Raw genomic sequence first — 19,940 nt, forward strand, 5'->3', positions numbered from 1 at the left:
CCCCTAGACCCAGAGCTTCTGCAGCATGTGCCAGTCCTGCGGGTGCTCGGCGATACCGGCCGCGAAGGCGTCCGCGAGCTGCTGCGTGGTCTGCTTGACCCGCTGGTCGAGCGGCCCGTCGCCGGGCGGGGTGATCGGCCGCAGCCGGGCCTCCACGCGCTTCTCGGTGAACCACAGGTCGACCGCGTAGATCGGCGCGCCGGACCGGATCGCCAGGATCGCCGGGCCGGCGGGCATCCGGGCCCGGCCGCCGAAGAACTCCACCTCGACGCCGCTGCGCGACAGGTCGCGGTCGGCCAGGAGAGGCACCACCCAGCCCTGCTTCAGGTGCTCACCCAGCACGTCGAGCGGCGGGCGCTCCCCACCGGTCAGCGGCAGGATCCGCATGCCGAGCCCTTCCCGGTACGCCAGGAACCGCTCATACACCGACTCCGGCTTGAGCCGCTCGGCCACCGTGATCATCTGCCAGCCGTGGGCCACCACCCAGCCGGCCGCCGCGTCCCAGTTCGCCACGTGCGGCAGGGCCAGCACCAGGCCGTTGCCCTCGGCGATCGCCTTCTTCATCACGGCGTAGGACTCGGGCTCCATGAAGAACCCGTCGAGGAACTGGCGGTGCGTCCGGCCGGGCAGCCGGAACGCCTCCATCCAGTACCGGGCGTACGAGCGCAGCCCGTCCCGCACCAGCGTGTCCGGCATGTCCGGCCCGGCGACGTGCCGCAGGTTCTCCCGTAGCCGCTGTGTGCCGCGCCCGTTCGCCTTCCAGGCCCGATCGGCGGCGGCCCGGAACACCGTCCGCGCCACCGGCTCGGGCATCAGGCGCACCAGCCGCCACCCCGCCGCGTAGCCGAGGTCCGTGAGCCGGTCCTTCACTCCGAAGCCTCGACGACGACGTCCGACTTGGCCGCCGCGACCAGCCGCTGGAAGACGGTGAAGAGCGAGAGCGCGGCGAGCACCCAGAGCGCGGCCGGCAGACCCCAGTCCACGTCGGCGGCCCCGAGCAGGCCACCGACGCCGACGATCAGCAACCGCTCCAGGCGCTCGGCGATGCCGACGTCGGCGTTCAGCCCGAGGCTCTGCGCGCGGGCCTTGACGTAGGACACGACTCCCCCGGCCACCAGGGCGATCAGGGCGGCGACGACGCCCCAGTAGTCACCCTCGGTGGCGAGGTAGTAGGCGACCGCGCCGAAGACCGCGCCGTCGGCGAGCCGGTCCATCGAGGAGTCGAGCAGGGCGCCGAATTTTCCGGTTCCGCCCCGCATGCGGGCCATTGTGCCGTCGAGCGCATCAGTGAGCGCACAGGCGGTTACGATCACAGTGCCCCAGAAGAGGTGTCCCTGTGACCCGAAGTAGGAACCGATCAGCACGCCGACGGTTCCGGCGACGGTGACCGCGTTGGGCGTGACACCGATCCGGAGCAGGAAGCGAGCGACCGGGTTGACGCCGTACGCGACGGCGGCACGGGCCGTAGTTTGAACGATCTTTGCCATGGCCGTCCCACCATATCGGCTCACCCCCGCATCGGCCGGATCGTCACCATCCGGAACAGTGGTGCTTGCGACCGATATCGCCCCGGGTGTGGGATTCATAGAACAGCGGCGTAACAAAACTGAAACGACGGGAGCGCTCGGCATGGCGCAGAAGACTTCGGAGAAGGGACTCGCCGGCGCCGCCGCGCCGGTGGTGACAGAACCCGGCAGAGTTCGCAACGTGGTGCTGGTGGGCCACTCCGGTGCGGGGAAGACGACGCTGGTCGAGGCGCTGCTCGCGGCGACCGGCACGATTCCGCGGACCGGCACGGTGGGGGACGGCACCACGGTCACCGATCACGATCCGGCGGCGATCCGGCAGCAGCGCTCGGTGGCGCTGGCCTGCGCGCCGCTGATGCACGACGGAGTGAAGATCAACCTGCTGGACACTCCCGGCTACGCCGACTTCGTCGGGGAGCTGCGGGCCGGCCTGCGGGCCGCCGACGCCGCGCTCTTCGTGGTCTCCGCGGTCGACGGTGTGGACGAGTCCACCGTCGCGCTCTGGGAGGAGTGCGCCGCGGTCGGCATGCCGCGGGCCGTCGCGATCACCCGCCTCGACCATCCGCGCGCCGACTACGAGCAGGCCCTGCAGGACTGCCAGGAGGCGTTCGGCGACAACGTGATGCCGATCTACCAGCCGATGCTCGGCGACGACGGCCAGTCGGTCGCCGGCCTGCTCGGGCTGGTCACGCTCCGGGTCCTGGACTACTCGCAGGGGTACCCGCCGCGGGCCGGCGAGGCCGAGCCGGAGCACCTCAACCCGATCGCCGACGACCGGAACCAGCTCATCGAGGGGATCATCGCGGAGAGCGAGGACGAGACCCTGATGGACCGGTACGTCGCCGGCGAGCTGATCAGCACCGAGGCGCTCGTCCCGGACCTGGAGAAAGCCGTCGCGCGGGGCAACTTCTACCCGGTGATCCCGGTCTGCGCCGGCACCGGCGTCGGACTGGACGCGCTGCTCGACGGCCTGGTCGGCGGCGCCCCCTCGCCGCTGGAGCACGAGCTGCCGGTGGTGACCGGTGTGGACGGCTCGCCGCGGCCCCCGCTGACCTGCGACCCGGACGGCCCGCTCGTCGCCGAGGTGGTGCGGACCACGATCGACCGGCACGTCGGCCGGGTCTCGCTGGTCCGGGTCTTCTCCGGCACCCTGCGCCCGGACCAGACGCTGCACGTCTCCGGTCACGGCATGGCCGAGCGCGGCCACCCCGACCACGACGCCGACGAGCGGGTGGCGCACGTCTACGCCCCGCTCGGCACCCAGCTGCGCGAGGTGCCGCACTGCATCGCCGGCGACCTCTGCGCGATCACCAAGTCGGGCAGCGCGGAGACCGGCGACACGCTGTCCGGCAAGGACGACCCGCTGCTGATGGAACCGTGGTCGATGCCCGAGCCGCTGCTCCCGATCGCCGTGGTGGCCAAGACCCGCTCCGACGAGGACGCGCTCGCCAAGAACCTGTCCCGGCTGGTCGCCGGTGACCCGACGCTGCGGCTGGAGCGCAACCCGGAGACCCACCAGCTGGTGCTCTGGACGATGGGCGAGTCACACGCGGACGTGGTGCTGGACCGGCTCCGGGCCGGGGGCGTCGAGCTGGACACCGAGCCGGTGAAGGTGGCGCTGCGGGAGACGTTCGGGGCGGGCGCCCAGGGCCACGGCCGGCACGTCAAGCAGTCCGGCGGCCACGGTCAGTACGCGGTCTGCGACATCAAGGTCGAGCCCCTGCCCCGCGGCGAGGGCTTCCAGTTCGTGGACAAGGTGGTCGGTGGCGCGGTGCCGCACAACTACATCCCCTCGGTGGAGAAGGGCGTCCGTGCCCAGCTGGAGAAGGGCCTGGTCGCCGGCTACCCGGTGGTGGACCTGAAGGTCACGCTCTACGACGGCAAGGCGCACAGCGTGGACTCCTCGGACGCGGCCTTCCAGACGGCCGGCGCGCTGGCGTTGCGCGCGGCCGCCGAGAGCGGGCAGATCACCCTGCTGGAGCCGGTCGACGAGATCGTGGTGAAGGTGCCGGAGAACTACGTCGGCGCGGTGATGAGCGACCTCTCCGGCCGGCGCGGCCGCCCGATGGGCAGCGAGTCCGACGGCGACGGGAGCCTGGTGCGCGCCGAGGTGCCGGCGACCGAACTGATCCGGTACGCCGTGGAGCTGCGCGCCCTGACCTCCGGGACCGGCACGTTCTCCCGCCGGTACGTCCGTCACGAGCCGATGCCGGCGCACCTGGCCGACGCCGCCCGCAAGGAGCACGCCCGCTAGATCGCTATGGCGTTGGCCGCCTCGTGCATCGGCGCGAGCACCTTGTCGATCATCTGCTCCTTGCGCGGGTGGAACCGCAGGGTGCGCATGCCGTAGTTGCGGAACCCGATGGCGAGGCGGCTGGACGGCACCATGTCCTTCGCCATCCTGCGGCCGAAGGCCAGGTTCTTCTCCACGTACGGGCGCATCACCCGCTCGTACCCCTCGAGCCCGCCCCCGTTGCTGAGCTGGTCGGCGAGAACGTACGCGCCGACCAGCGCGAGGCTGGTCCCCTGGCCGGACGCCGGTGACGGGCAGTACGCCGCGTCGCCGAGCAGCACCACCCGGCCGGACGAGTACCGCGGGGCGTTCACCTGGCTCAGCGAGTCGAAGTAGAGGTCCGGGGCGTCGTCGAGGGCGGCCAGGAAGTCGTCGCTGCGCCAGCCCCGGCCGGCGAACGCCCGGTGCAGCAGCTGTTTCTGCGCGCCGAGGTCCCGGCGGTCGTAGGTGAGCGGCTCGGACGCGAAGGTCATGCCGACGCGGGCGGGGGCGCCGGGGCCCATGGCGTACGCGTAGAGCAGGCGGCCGGGCTCGGTGTACATGATCTCCTCGTGGTCGATGCCGAGGTCGTTGGGCACCTCGAACGTCGAGATGTATCCGCCCAGATGGTCGATCGGCGTGTCGCCGAACGCCAGCCGTCGCGTGGTGGAGTGGAGTCCGTCAGCGGCGACGATGAGGTCGTATTCGCCGGTCCGGCCGCTGGCGAAGGTGACGCACGTGTCAGAGATGCCGGCGATGCTGTCGCCGAACACCGTCGCCACACCCGCCGCATCGTGCAGGAGACGGGTCAGATCACCCCGCATGATCTCCAGGTCGTCGCCCCGGCGACCCATCAGCAGGTCGGCCGGCAGCGAGGCGATCCGCCGCCCGTCCCGCCGCACATAGGTGACCTGCCGCATCCCGGTGTCCCGCTGCTTCGCGGCGGCGTGCACCCCCATCCGCTTCAGCACGGTGGTCGCCGCGCCGCGCACGTCGACCTTGTAACCGCCGGTCCGCAGAGCCGGCGCCCGCTCCACCAGCGTCACCTCCCACCCCGCCCGGGCCAGCCAGAACGCGCAGGCCGGACCGCCGACGCCGGCACCTGAGATCAACGCTTTGCGATTCGTCATGACTCGACTATACAAACGTCTTATACGTTTGTATAGAAGTTAGTATCACGCGCATGGGCCACCGTGAAGATCTGCTGCAGGGCGCCAAGAAGGCGCTGTTCGAGAAGGGATACGCGCACACCACCGCGCGCGACATCGTGGCCGCCTCCGGCACCAACCTCGCCTCGATCGGCTACCACTACGGCTCGACGAAATCCCTGCTCACGGCGGCGATGCTGAGCGCCTTCGAGGAGTGGGGCGACACGTTCGGGCACGCGCTCGCCGAGGAGAAGGACGACGACCCGGACGACCCGATGCTGCGCTTCTGGCAGCGGGTGATCGGTTCCATCCAGTCGCACCGGGCGCTCTGGCTGGCCAGCGTCGAGGTGCTGATCCAGTCCGAGCACACCCCGGAACTGCGCGCCCAGCTGGCCGCCGGCCTCCAGGAGGGGCGCCGCGGCATGGCCGCCATGCTCACCGGGATACCCGAGGACCAGCTGGACGACGGCACCGTGCGCACCGCCGGCTCGGTGCAGATGGCGCTGATGTCCGGGGTGCTGACCCAGTGGCTCACCGACCCGTCGACCGCCCCGTCCGCCGAGGAGATCGTGGCCGGCCTGCGCGCCCTAAACGGCGGGCCACGCCTTCAGGATTAGGTCCCTCGTCTCGGCCAGCAGCTGCGGCAGGATCTTCGTCTGGCCGATCACCGGCATGAAGTTGGCGTCCCCGCCCCACCGCGGCACCACGTGCTGATGCAGGTGGGCGGCGATCCCGGCGCCCGCGATCGAGCCCTGGTTCATCCCGATGTTGAATCCGTGCGGGCTGCTGACCGACCGGACCACCCGCATCGCGGTCCGGGTGAACGCCGCCACCTCGGCCGTCTCCGCCTCGGTGAGATCGGTGTAGTCCGCGACGTGCCGGTACGGGCAGACCAGCAGATGCCCCGGGTTGTACGGGTACAGGTTGAGCAGCGCGTAGACCGCCTCACCGCGCGCCACCACCAGCGTCTCCGGCTCCTCCAGCCCCGGCGCCAGGCAGAACGGGCAGCCCTCGGGCTGTTTCTGGCCCGCATTGCTCTGACCGGCTATGTACACCATCCGGTGCGGCGCCCAGAGCCGCAACAGGCCGTCGTCGTCCACGGGAGGAAGTCTATGCGTGCACGTGGAACAGGCCCGTGCCGCGGCGTTTCGCAACGTACATCGCGGCGTCCGCCTCTCGCAGCACGTCGTCCGGCCCCTGCCCCGGCTGCGACAGGGCGATGCCGATGCTCGCCGGAGTCCGCAACTGGTGGCCGTCCAGCGGCACCGGCTCGTTCAGCGCCGCCACCACCCGCTCGGCGATCCGCTCGGCGTCGCCCGGCTCCCGCAGGTCCTCGGTGACGATCACGAACTCGTCGCCGCCGAGCCGGGCCACCGTGTCCTCGGTGCGCACACAGAGCCGCAGACGCTCCGCCACCACCTTGAGCAGCAGGTCACCGGCGTCATGTCCGTACGTGTCGTTGACCGGCTTGAACCCGTTGAGGTCGAGCAGCAGCACGCCGACCGGCCGCCCGGTGCGCCGTGAGCGGGCCAGCGCGCCGTTCAGCCGGTCCCACAGCAGGGCCCGGTTGCCCAGCCCGGTCAGCATGTCGTGCATGGCCCGGCGGGTCAGCTCGGCGGTGAGCGCGACGCTGTCCAGCGCGAGCGAGACCTGGGTGCGCAGGGTCTGCAGCGACTTCAGCACGTCCTCCGGCAGGTCCGCGTCGCTGCCGACGGTGAGCACGCCGAAGAAGCGCTCACCGCTGAGCAGCGGGAGGATCATCAGCGGCCGGTCGTCGAAGGCGTCCAGCCCGCCGATGCCGAGGCTCGGCCAGCCCGGCACGGTGATCATCTCGTCGCCGGCGAGCCGGGCCAGCACGTCGCCGGGGACCGCCTCGGTCGCCACCCGGACACCGGCCAGCTCGTGGGAGGACGCGCCGGACGCCTCCGCCACGGTCCAGTTCTCCGGGTCGTCCGGCGACACCGTGACGACGGCGGTCCGGGCGCCGGGGCATCCGGTCAGCAGGGCGGCCGCGCCCTCGGCGGCCAGCTTGTGCACGCCGGCGGCATCCGTGGCGCGCAGCAGCGCCACACCGAGGTCGCTGAGGATCTGCTCGCGGCCCATCGACTCCCGCAACGCCCCCAGGGAGGCGTCGACCCGTACCATCAGGCGGTTGTTGTCGCGCATGCCGACGAGCTGGCGGACCACCACGAGCGCGGTCAGCGTGATCGTCCCGGCGAGCACCGGCCACGACCGGGCGTCGAGGCCACCGAGCAGCGCGACGATCAGCAGGGCGTCCGCCGCCGCCACCGCGAGGTAGGGCATCAGGCTGGCCGGTCGCCGCCCGGCCCGCGGCGCCGCCGCCGAACCGACCGCGATCCGCCGCAGGTGGGCCACCCCCATCGCGATCAGCAGCGCGATGAAGATCTGCCGGGTGGCGAGGGCCAGGTGCGCGTACGCCGTGCCGGCCACCGTCTGCTGCATCACGTTGAGCAGCGACTGCACGACGGTGGCGGCGATCGCGAACATCATCGCCGTGCGACTCAGCTCCTCGACGCCGCCGAGCATGATCCGGGCGATCGCGAAGAGCACCACCATCAGTCCGGTCGTCTTCACGAAGATGAAGATCGGCAGGCTCATCTCGGCGCCCGGCCGGCTGATCGCCGGATAGACCAGGAAGTACCAGGAGAAGATCGCGCCGGCCAGCAGCACGACGCCCATGTCCAGGCCGAGCCGCAGCTTGCTGGCCGACCACCGGTGCCGCACCGGGACGCTGAGCAGACCGGCCAGGATCAGCACCAGCGTGGCGAAGTCACACGCCTGCATCAGCGGGAACGGCGACGGATAGGACGTGTCGCCGTCCACGACCAGGTGATAGAAGGCGATCGAGGAGGCGGCCGCCATGAACGTCCAGGCGCCGGACGTGAGCAGCAGATGCCGGCGGACCGCGGGCAGGCCGGCCGCGCGGGCCGCCGCCCAGCCGCGCCACGCCAGGCAGGCCGGGACGGCCGAGAGCACCGGGGAGAAGATCTTGTATCCGACGATCTGGGCGTCCCAGCCGCCGGCGTTCGACAAGTGCAGCACGAACCAGGCCGCGGCCAGGGCGTACCCCGCCCACGCCACCGGTGGTGTCCGGAACCGCATCGCCCCTCCGCTCGCGCCGCCCGACTTACCTTCGGACGGCGCGAGCGTGAGCTGAGCCGGGGTCAGACGGCGGACGGCCCCGCGTTGGTCCGCGACCGGACCACCTCGACCACGTGCGCCACGGCCTCGTCGATCGAGACGCCGTTGCGCTGCGAGCCGTCCCGGTACCGGAACGACACGGTCCCGCCGTTCACGTCGTCGTCACCGGCGATCGCCATGAACGGGATCTTCTGCTGCTGAGCGGTCCGGATCTTCTTCTGCATCCGGTCGGTGGAGTAGTCCACCTCGGCCCGGATGCCCTCCTTGCGCAGCCGCTCGACGAACGCCTGCAGGTAGTCGGCGTGGTCGTCGCGGATCGGGATGCCGACCACCTGCACCGGCGCGAGCCATGCCGGGAACGCCCCCGCGTAGTGCTCGACCAGCACGCCGAAGAACCGCTCGATCGAGCCGAACTTCGCCGAGTGGATCATCACCGGCTCCTGGCGGGAACCGTCCGCCGCCTGGAACTCCAGTCCGAACCGGGCCGGCTGGTTGAAGTCGTACTGAATGGTCGACATCTGCCAGGTCCGGCCGATCGCGTCCTTCGCCTGCACGCTGATCTTCGGGCCGTAGAACGCCGCGCCGCCCGGGTCCATGACCAGCTCGAGCCCGGACTCCGCCGCCACGTCCGCGAGGACCTTGGTGGCCTTCTCCCACTGCTCGTCGGTGCCGATGAACTTGTCGCTGTTCGGGTCCCGGGTGGACAGCTCCAGGTAGTAGTCGTCCAGGCCGAAGTCGTCCAGCAGCGAGCGGACGAAGTTCAGCAGGTGCTTGATCTCGCCCGGCGCCTGCTCGGCGGTCACGTACGAGTGCGAGTCGTCCTGGGTCAGCCCGCGCACCCGGGTGAGGCCGTGCACCACGCCGGACTTCTCGTACCGGTACACCGAGCCGAACTCGAACAGGCGCAGCGGCAGCTCACGGTAGGACCGCCCGCGCGACCTGAAGATCAGGTTGTGCATCGGGCAGTTCATCGCCTTGAGGTAGTAGTTCGCGCCCTCGAGCTCCATCGGCGGGAACATGGTGTCCGCGTAGTACGGCAGGTGGCCGGAGGTGTGGAACAGGCCCTCCTTGCTGATGTGCGGGGTGCCGACGTACTGGAAGCCCTCCTCGATGTGCCGGGCCCGGACGTAGTCCTCCATCTCCCGCTTGATCACGCCGCCCTTGGGGTGGAAGACCACGAGACCGGAACCGATCTCGTCGGGGAAGGAGAACAGGTCGAGCTCGGTGCCGAGCTTGCGGTGGTCGCGGCGCTCCGCCTCGGCGAGCCGGTTCAGGTACGCCTTCAGCTCGTCCCGGGACGGCCACGCGGTGCCGTAGATCCGCTGCAGCTGCGGGTTCTTCTCCGAGCCACGCCAGTAGGCGGCGGCCGAGCGCATCAGCTTGAACGCCGGGATCAGCCGGGTCGACGGCAGGTGCGGCCCGCGGCACAGGTCACCCCAGACCCGCTCGCCGTCCTTGTTGAGGTTGTCGTAGTGGGTGAGCTCCCCGGCGCCGACCGCGGCGGCCTCGGCGTCCACGTCACCCTTGATGTCGACGAGCTCCAGCTTGAACGGCTCGTCCTTGAGCTCGGCCTTCGCCTCGTCGAGCGACGCGTACTCCCGCCGGCGGAAGGTCTGCCCCGCCTTGACGATCTCCTGCATCCGCTTCTCGAGCTTGCCGAGATCGTCCGGCTGGAACGGCTTCTCCACGTCGAAGTCGTAGTAGAAACCGTCCCGGATCGGCGGCCCGATGCCGAGCTTCGCCTCCGGGAACACGTCCTGCACGGCCTGCGCGAGCACGTGCGCGGCCGAGTGCCGCAGCACGTCCAGCCCGTCCGGCTCGTCGATCGCCACCGGAACCACCTCGGCGTCCGCCTCGGGCTTCCAGCTCAGGTCACGCAGCCGCCCCTCGGCGTCCCGCACGACGACGACCGCCTTGGGCCCATGCGCCGGCAGACCGGCGGCAGCCACCGCGTCGGCCGCCGTAGTCCCGGCCGGGACGACGAGAGGGTCGGCCACAGCGGGGTTACGGGGTGCAGACACGGTAGTTCTCCATTCGCTCCGAGAAACCCGGCTCATCCGGGCCGCCCACGATGCTATCCGTCCTGTTTTCCCACGCTCCGACCGGCGCGGCCAGCGATTTTCCTTTTCGGGTACGGGCGGCGGCACCCCAACCGCACCGGCCACTCCCCGAGAAGCCGCGCGACCCAGGCCCTCCGTCCAGGCCGCCCGGCGCCTTTCGCGACCGGTGCGCCCCCACCCGCCGACGGTCCCCGCTCAGCAGCCCTCCCCAGCCGGCAGCACTCCCCGGCCGGCAGCGGTCCCCGGTCAGCGGCGCTCCCCAGGGCCCAGCGCCCACGGTGACCCCCAGCCGAGCCCCACCCTCACGGTGACCCTCAGCAAAGCCCAGCGCCCACGGTGCCCAGCGCCCACGGTGACCCCGCCCCACCACAACCAGCGCCCACGGTGACCCCACCCGACCACAACCAGCGCCCACGGTGACCCCACCCGACCACAACCAGCGCCCACGGTGACCCCACCCGACCACAACCAGCGCCCACGGTGACCCCGCCCGACCAACACTCCGAGCCGGCTGGTCCGGCTGGCCCTCAGTGCTGTCCGAGCCGCTGCTGACAGCACTGGCAACCAGCTCATGTCGCCCGGCTGGTCACCAGTGCTGCCGGCCGCCCGTTTTGTCCGCACTGAGCGCCAGCCGGCACCGCCGTTTCCAAGATCTGCGACAGCGCTCATCCGTGCGAGTCTCGCTCCCCGCCGAGACGCCCCTTAACCGCGCGGCAGCACCTCAGGAACGACCAGGGCACACGGTGACCCCGGAGCCGGGTTCGGGCGCACGCTGCGTCTCGGCGGCAATCCCGACCGGAACCGCGACAATCCCGCCAGGAACAGCGACAATCCCGACCGGAACAGCGACGATCCCGACCGGAACAGGAGTGGGCGAGCGTCCCCGGCGTACCGGATCGGGGTTATTCGCCGCCCGCTGAGGCCAGCCACGGCGGCAGGGGCTCACGGGCGGAGAGCCACTCCGCCGGGATCCCGTCGAGGCCGGTGTGCGCGGCGACCACTCCCCCGGCGATGGCGGCCGTGGTGTCGATGTCGCCGCCGGCGGTGACGCAGGTGGCGATGGCGGCCGGGTAGTCGTCGAGGTGGCGGGCCGCGGTCCAGAGGGCGAACGGCACGGTGTCCTGGGCGAGCGCCCGGGCGCCGGCGCCCAGCCGGTGGGCCGCCTCGTCGGCGCGGGTGATCGCCGCTGCTTCGAGGAGGCCCTCGCGGACCAGGCCGGCCGGGGTGTGTGCGGCCACGGCCCGGAGGAACTGGGCGGGCTCGGGACGGTGGCCGTCGAGGCGGCCGGCCGCCGCCATCGCCGCGGCGACGGTCACCGCCACGCCGCCGGCGATGCCTTCCGGGTGGGAGTGGGTGACCTCGGCGGCGCGGGCGCCCTGGGCCGCGGCGTGCGCCAGCGAGTCGGCGTGCCAGGCGCCCAGCGGAGCGGCTCGCATCGCCGCGCCGTTGCCGCAGGAGCCCTCGCCGTCGAAGGCGGCCGCGGCGGCGATCGGCCAGGGCAGGCCGTCGCGGATCTCGCGCAACATCACGACGGCGCCGGGGCCGTAACCGCGGTACGGGTCGTGCAGGCGTCCCAGCCTCTCCGCGAAGGCGTCCCGGTCGAACTCGCCCTCGGCGAGCGTCACCACCAGGCAGCAGGCTTCCTCGGTGTCGTCGGTCCACTCCCACGGTGGTTCCGGGAGCCGGGACTCGAGCAGCGCGGACGGCTTGTTTCCGGGCATGAGGTACTGGGCTCCGAGGGCGTCGCCGACACTGAGGCCGGCCAGGCTCTCGCATGCCAACGCGAGACGCGTACCGGGGAAGAGGGTGAATGACATCAGCGCTTCGGATCGTATTGCATCACTGAGCGTCATCAAAGAGCTTCGCTGGATCACCCTTTAGGTTCTCCTTGCCAGGGACGCTACGGTCTTCGCATGGCCACGGTGTTGCTCGTCGAAGACGATCATGTCGTGCGCGGCGCCATGCTTCGTTCGCTCGCCGACCGGGGGCATGCCGTGCACGCCGTCGGCACGGCTCTGGAGGCGCTGCGGCGGGTCGCCGCGGAGACGCCCGACCTGGTCGTGCTCGATCTCGGACTCCCCGATCTGGACGGTTCGGACGCGCTGCGCATGCTGCGCGGCATCACCGACGTGCCGATCATCATCGCCACCGCGCGCGACGACGAGCAGACCGTGGTGCGGCTGCTGCGGGCCGGCGCCGACGACTACATGGTCAAGCCGTTCACCGGCGCCCACCTGGACGCGCGAATAGCCACCGTGCTGCGGCGGGTGGGCCGGGCCAGCCGCGCCGCGCAACCGGCGGTCTACGAGGTGGGCGAGCTCCGGGTGGACGTCGGCGAGCGCAGCGCCATGCTCGGGGATCAGCCGCTCGCGCTGACCCGCAAGGAATTCGATCTGCTGGCGTACCTGGCTGCCCGCCCGGGCCGGGTGGTGTCCCGTCGTGAGCTGTTGGAGGAGGTATGGCGACAGCCATCGGTCGGCGAGGACCAGACCATCGACGTGCATTTGTACTGGCTTCGCCGGAAACTGGGCGAGTCCGCGGCGAAGCCCCGCTACCTGCGCACCGTGCGGGGGGTCGGATTCCGGTTGGTGGCGCCGGACTGAGGTTGCGGCTGGCCTACATCACGGCCGCCACCACCGCCGTCGCCGCGCTCGTCTTCCTCGTCCCGCTCGGCTGGGGCCTGCGCAACGACCACCGGGACGCCGCGATCGCCGCGGCGAAGGAACGCGCCTCGGCGGTGGCCGGCGCGATCACCGCGGGCGCCGACGCGAAAGGCGTGGCCGCCGCGCGCCGGCTGGCCGGCGGCGACACGGTGATCCACACGCCGGGCATCGCGCCGGCCGCCGGTGGCCGGGCCGGCGCCGCCCAGATCGACGCCGCGACGCAGGCGTCCGGGCCGATCGAGGCGACGGTGGACGGCGGGATGGTCGTCCTGCGGTACTCCCCGGCCGGCGGCAAGCACTCGGTGGTCGAGGCGTTCATCCCGGCCGCGGAGCTGAACAAGGACACCGCCCGTGACTGGTGGCTGCTGCTCGGTCTCGCGGTGTTCCTGGTCGGCGGCTCGGTCGTGGTGGTGGACCGGCTGGCCCGGGGTGCCGTCAGCTCCGCCCGCAATCTGGTGGACGCGGCCCTCGCGGTCGGGTCCGGTGACCTGGACGTGCGGATAACGCCGTCCGGGCCGCGGGAGCTCGCCGAGGCCGGGTACGCGTTCAACCGGATGGCCGATCGTCTGGTCACCTCGCGGACCGACGAGCGGGAACTGGTCGCCGACCTGTCGCACCGGCTGCGCACCCCGCTGACCGCCCTGCGGCTGGACGCCGAGGCGCTCGACCCGGACGACACGCAGGTCGGTGACTTCTCCGCCGCCGAGCTGGACCGCCGTCGTGGCATCCGGCGCATCCGCACCGCGATCACGACCCTCGAGGACGAGGTCAACCACCTGATCAACACGACCCGCCAGGCGGTCGCGGCGCAGGTGGCCGCCCCGGAGGACGGGCTCTGCGACGCCAGCGAGGTGGTCCGGGAGCGGATGATGTTCTGGTCCGCGCTCGCCGGCGACCAGGACCGGGAGTACCGGGTGGTCGGCGCGCACCTGCGGATCCCGGTGCCGGTGGCCCGGGCCGAGCTGGCGGCCGCGCTGGACGCGGTGCTCGGCAACGTGTTCCGCTACACCCCGCAGGGCACCGCGTTCGAGGTGGGTCTCTCCCGCCGGGACGGCTGGGTGGCGCTGCGGGTGGACGACGCCGGGCCGGGGATCGCCGACCCGGAGCAGGCGCTGCGGCGCGGGCAGAGCAATCAGGGCTCGACCGGCCTGGGCCTGGACATCGCCCGCCGGGTGGCGCAGGCCACCGGCGGCTCGGTGAGCCTGGACCGGGCCGCGATGGGTGGCGCGAGCGTGGTGATGCTGCTCGCCGACGCGGACGCGACACCGAAGACACCGAGCAGGTTCGGGCTGGTCGGGCGGGGCCGGCTGGCTGCGGCGAAGGATCCGGGACGGCGGCGCTGGCAACGAGGACGGGAATGAGCAAGGGCTACGACGGACAAGTACCCCGAACGACACAGCGCTGGCTTATATCTCTTTTAAAAGCGTTCCCCTGGAGCGGGCGGGCTGGCAATCTTCCCTCCGATCCCATCCGGTTTCCCGGGTCGCAACCCGCAGCGCGTCCCCATCGCCGCGCCCGGCGGAACCGCCCTGTGGTGGGAGGCGGCCACCCCATGGGCCCCTCCCACCGCACCACAGCTCGACGAGGAGACGCCGTGTCCGCGCATCGCCGGCCAGCGTTCCGCGGGTCGCCTCCGGGGCGACGCCGCGCGGCAGGCGACAACAGCCGCAGGGGAACACGCTCCGCAGCGTTCCGGCTCCTTCCGGTAGCCCTCGGCCTGGCCCTGCTCGGCGTCGGCGGCGTCGTCGGCCCCAGCGTCATCGGCGTCACGCCGGCGGACGACCGGGACCGGTTCGCGCTCTCCGCGCTGCCGGCCGACGCGCCCGAGGAGGGTCTGGTCTACAGCGGTCTCAAGCTCGCCTCGGCCGGCTCGCTCTGCTCCGGCAACTACCTGCTCTACGAGCAGACCTGCACGCACGGCCCGGACGCGGCCCCGGCCGGCCTGGCGGTGCGCCGCGACGTGGCCCCGGTGACCGAGAGCCCGGCCCGTCAGGTCAGCGCGGTGCGGCGGGAGACCGGCGCGGTGCCGCTGGACGCCGAGATCGCCCGGGACGAGGGCGGCAGCGCGCTGACCGCCGACGCTCCCGCGCTGATCCCGGACGCGGCGCCGGGCCAGGCCGACTTCATCCTGGGCCCGGAGGACGTGGCCTGCTCCGGCGACGGCCGCAGCGGCAAGCGGGTCCAGCTGCTCTACCTCTACGAGTCGGCCACCGCCAGCCGGTACGCGAAGTTCCTCACCTCGTTCCGGACCTGGGCCGCCGGTGTCGACGCGATCTACGACGCCAGCGCCGGGGAGACCGGCGGCTCCCGCCACATCCGGTACGTGACCACGCCGGAGTGCCGGGTCGACGTCGCCGAGGTGCAGCTGCCGGACGACTCGCTGCGCTCGTTCACCAGCACCATCGAGTCCCTGCGCGACCTCGGCTACAACCGGACCGACCGCAAGTACCTGATGTTCTCCGACACGAACGTCTACTGCGGCATCTCCTCGTACGTGGCGGACACCCGCCCCACTCGCGGCAACCGCAACAACGGCGGGCCGTCGTACGCGCGGGTCGACGCCGGCTGCTGGGGCTCCGTGATGGCCGCCCACGAGCTGACCCACACGCTCGGCGCGGTGCTCATCGACTCGCCGAACTCGACCGGCGCGGGCAGCTGCACCGACGACCACGACCTGCTCTGCGGCGCCGACCGGTCGGGCAAGCCGATGCGTGCCGTCTGCCCGAAGACCAACGAGATCCGGCTGGACTGCGGGCACGACGACTACTTCAGCACCAATCCGCAGCGGGGCAGCTATCTGGACACCCACTGGAACGTGGCGCTGAGCGACTTCCTGCTGCGCAGCGACGGCGGCGACGACATCCCGGACGCGCCCCGCGCGGTGACGCCGCAGCCCGCCGAGCAGCAGCCGGAGCCCCCCGCGCCGTCCGTGCCCGTCTCGCCGTCGCCGTCGGCCGCCAGCGCCGAGCCCAGCGTGGCGCCGAGCGTGCAGGTGCCCTCGTCGGCGCCGCCCTCGCCGTCACCGAGCGTCTCGCCGAGCGCGGAGCCCGAGCCCAGCGTCGAGCAGAACACCGCCCCGGCGCTGCCCGAGCTGGAAGCCGTCGCGCACACGGTCGCCCCGAGCGCGCCGGCCGGCCCGGACGGCGACGCCGAGCGGGGCGCACCGGCCGAGTCACCGGGCACCACGAACGACGGAGTCCAGGCGGTCCTGGAGATCCGCGAGCCGACCAGCACGTCGGTCCGTCTGACCTGGAGCTCCGCCGCCGACGACGCGAACTACCAGGTGTCGGTCGGCGGGAAGCCGGTGGCGACCACGAAGGCGACGCGGGCCCGGCTGATCGGCCTCAAGCCGGACGCGAAGTACGTCGTGGAGGTTCGCAACCGCAAGCTCGGCTACGTCGCCAAGGGCACCGCGATCACCGCCCCGGCGGCCCGCCCGGTGCAGAACTCCTGGTTCGTGCTGACCAACTCGCTGACCGGCGGGGCGGCCGACCTGTACGCGGCCCGCGACACCGACGGCACCCCGCTCACCCTGGGCGACCAGGACGGCGGCGCGCAGCAGCAGTGGCAGCTGGTGCCCGCGGAGGACGGCACGTACTCGCTGGTCTCCCGGGCCAGCAACCGGTGCGCGGTGGCCCTGGGCGGGCGGCCGGTCGCCGGCGCCCCGCTGGTGCAGGGCGACTGTTACGCGGCCGACGGCGCCCGATGGACGCTGCAGGCCTCCGATTACGGCTTCACGGTTCGCAGCACCAGCGATGACCTGGTGATCGGCGTGGGCGCGCAGCGTTTCGGCGCGCACCGGGTGCTGGTGCTGCAGCAGGACACCGGCCAGCGCCACCAGAGCTGGACGGCCGTGCCCGACTGATCTTTGGAGTTGTCATGCCCGACGTACTGAGCAGGAAGGAGACCGAGCCGGACGAGGGTCCGGCCCGGTTCAACCGGCGGCGCCTGGTGCGCTGGCTGACCATCCTGACGATCGGCACGATCACCATGGTCGCCTGCTGGCAGGACCCGCTCTACCCGTAGGTCTCGCGGTACGCGTCGATCTCGCTGATCAGCGCCGACTTGCCGGCGTCGTCCAGGAAGCTGTGCCGGACCGCGGCACGGGCCAGTTCGGTCACGCCGTCGCGGTCCAGGCCGAGCAGGCGGGCGGCGACCGCGTACTCCTGCTCCAGGGTGGTCCCGAACATCGGCGGGTCGTCGGAGTTGACGCTGATCGGCACGCCGGCGGCGACGAGCCGGGCGATCGGGTGCTCGTCGAGGGAGGCGACCGCCCGGGTCCGCAGGTTCGAGGTCGGGCAGACCTCCAGCGGGATGCCGTGCTCCGCCAGGTACGCCATCAGCCGCTCGTCCTGCGCCGCGGCGATGCCGTGCCCGATCCGCTCGGCACCGAGCTCGCGGACGGCGTCCCAGACCGTCTCCGGCCCGGTGGTCTCGCCGGCGTGCGGGACGCTGTGCAGGCCGGCCGCCCGGGCCTTGTCGAAGTACGGCTTGAACTGCGGCCTCGGCACCCCGATCTCCGGCCCGCCCAGACCGAAACTGATCAGCCCGTCGGGGCGTTCCTCCAGGGCGATCCGGAGCGTCTCCTCGGCCGAGACCAGGCCCGCCTCGCCGGGGATGTCGAAGCACCAGCGCAGGTTCACGCCGAAGTCCCGGGCCGCGCCGGTGCGGGCGTCCTCGATCGCCTCGCAGAACGCCGGCGCGGGGATGCCCCGGCGCACGCTCGAGTACGGCGTGATGGTGAGCTCCGCGTAGCGCACCTGCTGGCGGGCGAGCTCCCGGCCGATCTCGTAGGTGAGCAGCCGGACGTCCTCGGCGTCGCGGATCAGGTCCACCACGCTCAGGTAGACCTCGATGAAGTGCGCGAAGTCGCGGAACTCGAAGTACTCGGCGAGCCGGTCCGGATCGGCCGGCACGGGCGAGCTGCCCTCGTGCCGTGCCGCCAGCTCGGCGACGATCCGGGGCGAGGCCGAGCCGACGTGGTGCACGTGCAGCTCGGCCTTGGGCAGTCCGGCGATGAATCCGGTCAGGTCGGTCAACGGATCTCCTCGGTCCTAGGCGCCACCTTTGTGGGCCACCACGAAGATACGGCGGAAGGGGAACGCCACGAGGCCGTCCCGTACCGGATGCACGACCGCGATCCGCGCCGCGAACTCCGCCCGGAACGACTGCCACTCCTCGTCGCCGAGGGCCGCGCGCACCGGGCGCAGCGCGGTCCCCTCCATCCAGCGCACCACCGGATGCTCGCCCTCGAACGGCAGCAGGTGCAGGTACGTGGTCTCCCACGCGTCGACGGCGGCGCCGGCCGCGATCAGCTGCCGCGCGTAGGTCGCCGCGTCGTCGACCGGGTCCTCCCGGTGCAGATCCGGGGCCAGGTCGCGGACAACCCGGTGGCCGGGGCTGTCGAAGTTGCCGGGCACCTGCATCGCGAACCAGGCGCCTGCCGGCAGCGCGGCGAACCACCGAGGCAGCAGCTCACGGTGCTCCGGCACCCACTGCAGCGCCGCGTTCGTCACGACGACGTCGGTGTCCGGCCCGGGCTGCCAGGCGGCGATGTCGCCCAGCGCGAAGCCCTCCGGAGCCGCGGCGATCATCTCGGGTGACGAGTCGATGCCGGTGATCCGGGCGTCCGGCCATCGCACGCCGAGGGTGCGGGTGAGCTCACCGGTCCCGCATCCGAGGTCGACGACGGCGCGCGGTGCCTCCGCGCCGATGCGCTGGACCAGGTCGAAGAACGGCCGGGACCGCTCCGAGCCGAAACGCTGGTAGACGGCGGGATCCCACATCACAACACCCCTTCAAAACCGTACGTACGTCTTGTTTCAAGCTATCAGCCGAGCGGTAGGGTCATGACGTGGAAAACCGAGATTTTCGCAGGATGGGACGGTCCGCCTCGGTGGTCGGGCTGGGCGCCTGGCAGCTCGGCGCCGACTGGGGCCAGGTGAGCGAGGCCGACGCGCACGCGACCCTGCAGGCCGCCGTCGACGCGGGCGTCACCTTCATCGACACCGCCGATGTGTACGGTGACGGCCGCAGCGAGCAGATCGTCGGCTCGTTCGTGAAGGACAAGCCCGGTCTCACCGTCGCCACCAAGATGGGCCGCCGCCTTCCCCAGGAGCCGGCCAACTACACCCTCGACAACTTCCGGGCCTGGACCGACAGGTCCCGCGCGAACCTCGGGGTGGAGACCCTCGACCTGGTTCAGCTGCACTGCCCGCCCACCCCGGTCTTCAGCAGTGACGAGGTGTTCGACGCGCTCGACACCCTGGTCCAGGAGAAGCGGATCGCGGCGTACGGCGTGAGCGTCGAGAAGGTCGAGGAGGCGCTCACCGCGATCGCCCGCCCCGGCCTCGCCAGCGTGCAGATCATCCTCAACGCGTTCCGGCTCAAGCCCCTGGAGCGGGTGCTGCCGGCCGCCGCCGAGGCCGGTGTCGGCATCATCGCCCGGGTCCCGCTCGCGAGCGGCCTGCTCTCCGGGCGGTACGACGAGAGCACCACCTTCGCGGCCGACGACCACCGCAACTACAACCGGCACGGCGAGTCGTTCGACGTCGGCGAGACGTTCTCCGGTGTGGACTTCCGGGTCGGCCTGGAAGCGGTCAGCCGGCTGCGCCCGCTCGTGCCGGCCGGCGCGACGATGGCGCAATTCGCGATCCGCTGGATCATCGATCAGCCCGGCGTGACCGTGGTGATCCCCGGTGCGCGTAACCCGGAACAGGCCCGCGCCAACGCGGCCGCCGCCGATCTCGCTCCGCTTACGCCGGAAACCCGAGAAATGATCACCGCAGTCTACGATGAGTTGATTCGCCCCCAGGTGCACGACAAATGGTGAACAATGAAACCGTGAGGCCGCCATTGCGGGGCTGGCTCACGATGTCGTTCGGTCTGCTGGCGATCGTGCTCGGTGCGGTGTGGGCGCTCGAAGGCTTGAACTACCTCACCAACCACCTGATGAGCGATCAACCGGTGTGGGTGGCGGTCGGCGGGGGCGTCGCCGTGCTCGGACTGGTTCTGATCGTCCTCGGGATGCGTCGCCGCGAGGCCGGCCGCCAGCAGCAGGTCTGAAACACGGCCGGGAAACCGGCGGTGAGCACGGGAACAAAGAGGCC

Annotated in this window: 17 protein-coding genes; 8 read left to right on the forward strand and 9 right to left on the reverse strand. The window is 71.8% G+C overall.

The annotated features are described in order from the left end of the window. Positions 1-3: 3 nt before the first annotated feature. Complete coding sequence (locus AMIS_RS30980) at positions 4-870, reverse strand: phosphatidylinositol mannoside acyltransferase (RefSeq protein WP_014446396.1); 867 nt, start codon at positions 868-870, stop codon at positions 4-6. Next, positions 867-1,487 (reverse strand): phosphatidylinositol phosphate synthase, encoded by a 621-nt coding sequence (pgsA, locus tag AMIS_RS30985; RefSeq protein WP_014446397.1) that lies wholly within the window; start codon positions 1,485-1,487, stop codon positions 867-869. The genes AMIS_RS30980 and pgsA overlap by 4 nt, the downstream gene beginning before the upstream one ends. Before the next feature lie 142 nt (positions 1,488-1,629). Here pgsA and AMIS_RS30990 point away from each other — a divergent pair, with 142 nt between their 5' ends. Further along, on the forward strand, positions 1,630-3,780 hold the full coding sequence (locus tag AMIS_RS30990) for an elongation factor G-like protein EF-G2 (protein ID WP_014446398.1): 2,151 nt from the start codon (positions 1,630-1,632) through the stop codon (positions 3,778-3,780). Here the strand turns inward: AMIS_RS30990 and AMIS_RS30995 are convergent. Continuing rightward, entirely contained in the window at positions 3,777-4,928 is a 1,152-nt protein-coding gene (locus AMIS_RS30995) for an FAD-dependent monooxygenase (RefSeq protein WP_014446399.1), read from the reverse strand. The genes AMIS_RS30990 and AMIS_RS30995 overlap by 4 nt on opposite strands. Positions 4,929-4,981: 53 nt before the next feature. On the opposite strand from AMIS_RS30995, the gene AMIS_RS31000 reads away from it, so the two are divergent. After that, on the forward strand, positions 4,982-5,563 hold the full coding sequence (locus AMIS_RS31000) for a TetR/AcrR family transcriptional regulator (protein WP_014446400.1): 582 nt from the start codon (positions 4,982-4,984) through the stop codon (positions 5,561-5,563). On the opposite strand, the gene AMIS_RS31005 is transcribed toward AMIS_RS31000, so the two are convergent. The 4 genes from AMIS_RS31005 to AMIS_RS31020 form a co-directional block, all read right to left on the reverse strand. Then, positions 5,534-6,004 carry an HIT family protein gene (locus tag AMIS_RS31005; RefSeq protein WP_083888844.1) on the reverse strand — a complete coding sequence of 157 codons (471 nt, stop codon included), beginning with the start codon at positions 6,002-6,004 and terminating at the stop codon, positions 5,534-5,536. The two genes, AMIS_RS31000 and AMIS_RS31005, sit on opposite strands and share 30 nt — an antisense overlap. 52 nt (positions 6,005-6,056) lie before the next feature. Further along, positions 6,057-8,069, reverse strand: a complete 2,013-nt coding sequence (locus AMIS_RS40965) for a GGDEF domain-containing protein (RefSeq protein ID WP_014446402.1) — start codon at positions 8,067-8,069, stop codon at positions 6,057-6,059. A 62-nt stretch (positions 8,070-8,131) separates the two neighbouring features. Next, positions 8,132-10,129: a threonine--tRNA ligase gene (gene thrS, locus AMIS_RS31015; protein WP_172666637.1), complete on the reverse strand. Its 1,998-nt coding sequence runs from the start codon at positions 10,127-10,129 to the stop codon at positions 8,132-8,134. Between the two features lie 941 nt (positions 10,130-11,070). Beyond that, positions 11,071-11,985, reverse strand: a complete 915-nt coding sequence (locus AMIS_RS31020) for an ADP-ribosylglycohydrolase family protein (protein WP_014446404.1) — start codon at positions 11,983-11,985, stop codon at positions 11,071-11,073. A gap of 96 nt (positions 11,986-12,081) precedes the next feature. Here AMIS_RS31020 and AMIS_RS31025 point away from each other — a divergent pair, with 96 nt between their 5' ends. The 4 genes from AMIS_RS31025 (at position 12,082) to AMIS_RS43480 (ending at position 16,857) form a co-directional block, all read left to right on the forward strand. Then, complete coding sequence (locus AMIS_RS31025; protein WP_014446405.1) at positions 12,082-12,771, forward strand: response regulator transcription factor; 690 nt, start codon at positions 12,082-12,084, stop codon at positions 12,769-12,771. 2 nt (positions 12,772-12,773) lie between these two features. After that, the gene (locus tag AMIS_RS31030; RefSeq protein WP_014446406.1) at positions 12,774-14,192 is read left to right on the forward strand and encodes a HAMP domain-containing sensor histidine kinase; all 1,419 of its coding nucleotides are present in this window, start codon (positions 12,774-12,776) and stop codon (positions 14,190-14,192) included. 233 nt (positions 14,193-14,425) lie between these two features. After that, positions 14,426-16,696 carry an RICIN domain-containing protein gene (locus tag AMIS_RS31035; RefSeq protein WP_014446407.1) on the forward strand — a complete coding sequence of 757 codons (2,271 nt, stop codon included), beginning with the start codon at positions 14,426-14,428 and terminating at the stop codon, positions 16,694-16,696. Between the two features lie 14 nt (positions 16,697-16,710). Beyond that, positions 16,711-16,857, forward strand: a complete 147-nt coding sequence (locus tag AMIS_RS43480) for a hypothetical protein (RefSeq protein WP_014446408.1) — start codon at positions 16,711-16,713, stop codon at positions 16,855-16,857. On the opposite strand, the gene AMIS_RS31040 is transcribed toward AMIS_RS43480, so the two are convergent. Both AMIS_RS31040 and AMIS_RS31045 read right to left on the reverse strand, forming a co-directional pair. After that, positions 16,848-17,870 carry an adenosine deaminase gene (locus AMIS_RS31040; protein ID WP_014446409.1) on the reverse strand — a complete coding sequence of 341 codons (1,023 nt, stop codon included), beginning with the start codon at positions 17,868-17,870 and terminating at the stop codon, positions 16,848-16,850. The genes AMIS_RS43480 and AMIS_RS31040 overlap by 10 nt on opposite strands. Before the next feature lie 15 nt (positions 17,871-17,885). Then, positions 17,886-18,617 (reverse strand): methyltransferase domain-containing protein, encoded by a 732-nt coding sequence (locus AMIS_RS31045; protein WP_014446410.1) that lies wholly within the window; start codon positions 18,615-18,617, stop codon positions 17,886-17,888. 68 nt (positions 18,618-18,685) lie between these two features. On the opposite strand from AMIS_RS31045, the gene AMIS_RS31050 reads away from it, so the two are divergent. Both AMIS_RS31050 and AMIS_RS31055 read left to right on the forward strand, forming a co-directional pair. Next, entirely contained in the window at positions 18,686-19,663 is a 978-nt protein-coding gene (locus AMIS_RS31050) for an aldo/keto reductase (RefSeq protein ID WP_014446411.1), read from the forward strand. An 11-nt stretch (positions 19,664-19,674) separates the two neighbouring features. Then, a complete protein-coding gene (locus tag AMIS_RS31055) occupies positions 19,675-19,896 on the forward strand; it encodes a hypothetical protein (RefSeq protein WP_231859125.1) in 222 nt (73 codons plus the stop codon). The last annotated feature ends 44 nt before the right edge of the window (positions 19,897-19,940 follow it).

This window comes from Actinoplanes missouriensis 431, assembly GCF_000284295.1.
GTDB classification, from domain to species: domain Bacteria; phylum Actinomycetota; class Actinomycetes; order Mycobacteriales; family Micromonosporaceae; genus Actinoplanes; species Actinoplanes missouriensis.

Excerpts from the sequence above, each read along its gene's own strand:
- pgsA (WP_014446397.1), bottom strand. The coding sequence starts at position 1,487 with ATGGCAAAGATCGTTCAAACTACGGCCCGTGCCGCCGTCGCGTACGGC.
- AMIS_RS43480 (WP_014446408.1), top strand. The coding sequence starts at position 16,711 with ATGCCCGACGTACTGAGCAGGAAGGAGACCGAGCCGGACGAGGGTCCG.
- AMIS_RS31000 (WP_014446400.1), top strand. The coding sequence starts at position 4,982 with ATGGGCCACCGTGAAGATCTGCTGCAGGGCGCCAAGAAGGCGCTGTTC.
- AMIS_RS30995 (WP_014446399.1), bottom strand. The coding sequence starts at position 4,928 with ATGACGAATCGCAAAGCGTTGATCTCAGGTGCCGGCGTCGGCGGTCCG.
- AMIS_RS40965 (WP_014446402.1), bottom strand. The coding sequence starts at position 8,069 with ATGCGGTTCCGGACACCACCGGTGGCGTGGGCGGGGTACGCCCTGGCC.
- AMIS_RS31020 (WP_014446404.1), bottom strand. The coding sequence starts at position 11,985 with ATGTCATTCACCCTCTTCCCCGGTACGCGTCTCGCGTTGGCATGCGAG.
- AMIS_RS31025 (WP_014446405.1), top strand. The coding sequence starts at position 12,082 with ATGGCCACGGTGTTGCTCGTCGAAGACGATCATGTCGTGCGCGGCGCC.
- AMIS_RS30990 (WP_014446398.1), top strand. The coding sequence starts at position 1,630 with ATGGCGCAGAAGACTTCGGAGAAGGGACTCGCCGGCGCCGCCGCGCCG.
- AMIS_RS31005 (WP_083888844.1), bottom strand. The coding sequence starts at position 6,004 with ATGGTGTACATAGCCGGTCAGAGCAATGCGGGCCAGAAACAGCCCGAG.
- AMIS_RS31045 (WP_014446410.1), bottom strand. The coding sequence starts at position 18,617 with ATGTGGGATCCCGCCGTCTACCAGCGTTTCGGCTCGGAGCGGTCCCGG.